General features: G+C 41.6%; 3 protein-coding genes, 1 rRNA gene and 1 pseudogene. 3 read left to right on the top strand and 2 right to left on the bottom strand.

The features are described 5' to 3' along the window. Nucleotides 1–100, bottom strand: a 16S ribosomal RNA gene (locus tag H6G86_RS37855); the annotation flags it as partial. Nucleotides 101–752: 652 nt separating this feature from the next. Between H6G86_RS37855 and rsmA the strand changes: the two genes are divergently transcribed. The 3 genes from rsmA to H6G86_RS37840 all read left to right on the top strand — a co-directional run bounded on the left by rsmA (nt 753) and on the right by H6G86_RS37840 (nt 3,028). Further along, nucleotides 753–1,613 (top strand): 16S rRNA (adenine(1518)-N(6)/adenine(1519)-N(6))-dimethyltransferase RsmA, encoded by an 861-nt coding sequence (rsmA, locus tag H6G86_RS37850; protein WP_190938686.1) that lies wholly within the window; start codon nt 753–755, stop codon nt 1,611–1,613. 70 nt (nt 1,614–1,683) lie between these two features. After that, entirely contained in the window at nt 1,684–2,637 is a 954-nt protein-coding gene (ispE, locus tag H6G86_RS37845) for a 4-(cytidine 5'-diphospho)-2-C-methyl-D-erythritol kinase (RefSeq protein WP_190938685.1), read from the top strand. A gap of 61 nt (nt 2,638–2,698) precedes the next feature. After that, nucleotides 2,699–3,028 carry a DUF3082 domain-containing protein gene (locus tag H6G86_RS37840; RefSeq protein WP_190938684.1) on the top strand — a complete coding sequence of 110 codons (330 nt, stop codon included), beginning with the start codon at nt 2,699–2,701 and terminating at the stop codon, nt 3,026–3,028. 14 nt (nt 3,029–3,042) lie between these two features. Here H6G86_RS37840 and H6G86_RS37835 read toward each other — a convergent pair. Continuing rightward, nucleotides 3,043–3,645, bottom strand: a pseudogene (locus tag H6G86_RS37835) (helix-turn-helix domain-containing protein); the annotation flags it as partial. Nucleotides 3,646–3,745 lie beyond the last annotated feature (100 nt).

Raw genomic sequence — 3,745 nt, 5'->3', positions numbered from 1 at the left:
ACTCACCCGTCCGCCACTGTGTCCGAAGACACCGTTCGACTTGCATGTGTTAAGCATACCGCCAGCGTTCATCCTGAGCCAGGATCAAACTCTCCGTTTTGTTGTGTTTCGAGTTTGTGTATCCGAAAAATATCTTTTCGGAATCCTAGTTACTAATTTTGATTATTATCTTTTTGGGGTTTCCAAAAAGTAAAATCCTTTGACGAGGATTGGTTTTTCTTTAAGCTTTCAAAGTATTATGTTTTTCAGGTTCAGTGGTGGTTGGCTTCTCTCGCCTTTCCACTTAACTAGAGTAACTAGTCATGCCCTGGTTTGTCAAGGGGTAAATTTATTTTTTTTCTAAAAGGGCAAATCTCTTGGTTGGCATTACTTTCAATTGAATGGCTTAAGCAATATAAGGAAGCATAGACGAAGAAGTAGCTGAACTTTGCTGTTTAGATAATGCATATAGCTAGTTAGTGTTTCTAAATTGGCTCTGATGCAAGCTGAGTGATTATAGTAATCATTATCGAAAAAAGGTAGGAGGCAGTCTTGCTGGAGGGATTTATCCTAAATTCAAATGCCTGAACTAACTATATATAAGAATATAAAAGCATAGTTGTTCCAGAGCCTCCGGTTAAAGGCTCCCATTTTACGACTGGATGCCTACCCCACAAGATTCGTTACAGTGAGTCTAGCGGTGTAGACGGATTTCACAATTTATAATAAGTTTTTGAGAAAAAGCTAAAAACTAGACTAGGCAATAAATACAGATGATCCGACCGCGTAAGGTCTTTGCTCAACATTGGCTCAAAAGTGAAAAGGCGCTCGACGCAATTATAAAAGCAGCGGAGTGTACAGAAAGCGATCGCTCCGTCAAAGGCGATCGCATCCTGGAAATTGGCCCTGGAACTGGTATTCTAACTCGTCGTTTATTACCCTTAGTGCAATCTTTGATTGCAGTTGAGATAGACCGCGACTTATGCCATCTGTTGTCAAAGCAACTGGGTAAGACTGAAAATTTTTTATTGCTGCAAGGCGATTTTCTCACCCTGGATTTACCATCTTATTTGGTAGCCTTTCCCAATTTCCAAAAGCCAAACAAAGTAGTAGCCAATATTCCCTACAACATTACAGGGCCAATCATTGAGAAACTACTGGGTACGATCGCAAATCCTAACCCCGAACCATTTGACTCTATAGTATTGCTGGTACAAAAAGAGGTGGCAGAAAGGTTGTATGCTAAACCAGGGTCAAAAACCTTTGGGGCGTTAACCGTGCGGGTACAGTATTTAGCTGAGTGTGAGTTAATCTGCACAGTCCCAGCCTCTGCATTCCATCCAGCGCCAAAAGTTGATTCAGCAGTGGTAAGATTACGTCCCCGAAAAATAGAAATACCAGCGCTTAATCCCCGACAGTTAGAGACTTTCTTGAAGTTGGGGTTTGGTGCCAAGCGCAAAATGTTACGAAATAATTTGCAATCTGTTATGGAACGCGATCGCCTGAGCCACTTACTGGAACAATTAAAAATAAATCCCCAAGCCAGAGCCGAAGATATCAGCGTTCAGCAATGGGTAATCCTAGCAAATGAACTGGCAGTAGAGAGTGGGGAGCAGGGAGTAGGAAATAGATGACAAGATAAAATAGATTTTTTCCCATTCCTCAATTCCGCATTGCCCATTGCCCATTCCCAATTCTTATAAAATGCGTTCCTACAGCTTAATTGCCCCTGCTAAAATCAACTTGTATCTGGAAATCATTGGCGAACGCCCCGATGGTTATCATGAGTTAGCCATGATACTTCAAAGTATCGGACTTTCAGATCAAATTGATATGCGTTCCATCAGCACTGACAGCATTCGTGTTCACTGCAACCACCCACAAGTACCGACAGATAAAAGTAATCTGGCATACCGGGCAGCAGAATTAATGGTCAGGCAATTTCCCGAAGCCTTTGCTAAATATGGCGGTGTGGAGATTACCGTCAATAAGCAGATTCCTGTAGCGGCTGGGTTGGCTGGGGGTTCGACGAATGCAGCAGCTGTGTTAGTGGGTATAGATTTACTGTGGAAGTTGGGATTAACTCAGTCTGAATTAGAAGAGTTAGGAGGTACACTCGGTTCTGATGTCCCATTTTGTGTAGCGGGTGGAACTGCGATCGCAACAGGTAGGGGTGAGCAACTTTCTCCCCTGCCGAGTTTAGATAACATATATATAGTATTGGGGAAATACCGCAGTCTGGAAGTTTCCACACCTTGGGCATACAAAACCTATCGGCAGCAGTTTGGTCATTCTTATATTAGAGATACCGATAATTTGGCAGCGCGTGCTAGTGCAGTTCATTCAGGAGCAATAGTAAAAGCTATCTTGCATAAAGATACGAGGGAAATTGCCCAAAAATTGCACAATGATTTAGAGCGTGTGGTATTGCCAGCCTATCCTCAAGTTTTGCAGTTGCGAGAAGTGTTTGCAAATCAGGAAGGCGTTTTAGGAACAATGATGTCCGGTTCTGGCCCAACAGTATTTGCTCTTTTTGAGTCTCAACAGCAGGCAGAACTAGTTTTGCAGCAAGTCAGGGAAGCAATTATTGATGAGGACTTAGAATTGTTTGTAACTCGGACAATTACGCATGGTATTAAAGTGACATCATCTGTTTAAATAATTCTTTTTTGTTAATTAAGGATAATGTCCCAATTAAAAATCTGAAATCCAAAATCGTATGAGTGACCAAAATTTAACGCCACAAACGGATACTAAAATACAGGCGACAGCGAGTCCTTTACGCTGTTTAACTGGGGCGGTTATTTCTGGAGGAATGGGATATGCAATGTATTCGCTGATGATTGCGATCGCTACAAATTTTGCTGCTAAACCTCTCCATTCAATTAATCCATTGGTAATTAAGATTTCTTCTGCTGTTCGGACTCTGGTTGTTGGTGTAGTTGCTTTAGGAAGCGGAATATTTGGTATAGTAGCAATTGGTTTGTTGGCTTTGGGAGTGCAATTATTAATGCAGCAGTTGAGCAAGCAAAAAAGTAGTGAAAACTAGTAATTTGCTTTTAATCAGCAACCTAAAGGTACAAGTTTTTCTAATGCACCATGATTTTTGATCAATTGTAGCTTCGCGTTTTTAGAAGACTGAAAAAGTTGTTGCTGTTTTCTCCAAGTTTTGGGAGAAAGCCCGTGGTGTTGACGAAACTGACGAGAGAAATGACATGTATTTTGATAGCCCAGTGCAATAGCAATCTGGTCGATTGTCTGATTAGTATCTCTAAGTAAAGGACGTGCTGCTGCCATTCGACGCTTAACAATCCAAGCGTTTACAGTTTCTCCTGTTTGTTTGGCTACTCGGTTAGTCAAGTAAGCAGGCGAATAACCAACCGCAAGAGCCACATCAGACAAAGTAATTCCTTGGCGATAATTAGCTTCAATAAAGTCAAAAACCGCTTGCAGTTGGGGAACAGATGGAAAAATTGACTCAGAGTTGAACGATGAAGGTGGTGATTGAGCGGCTTGATGAGAGTTAGTAGCGTACCAATACCTCAAAAAAGCTTGCTTTTCTAATCGGACAGCGATCGCTCTGAGCAAATCTTCTATACTAGAGGGTTTAGTCAGATAATCATCCGCTCCCAACTCCATACCTTTGCGAACATCTGTTTGAGTATTAAGTAGGACAGGGTGAAAAAACCAAATTGTGTAAAGATAAGTAAATACACATAATGTATCTACCACGGTAACAGGTATATGGGCAGCCGTTTAAGGGTAT

This window comes from Nostoc sp. FACHB-133 (genome assembly GCF_014698055.1).
GTDB lineage: Bacteria > Cyanobacteriota > Cyanobacteriia > Cyanobacteriales > Nostocaceae > Nostoc.
The sequence above is the reverse complement of the archived record's forward strand: the minus strand, read 5'-3'. Positions and strand labels throughout refer to the sequence as shown.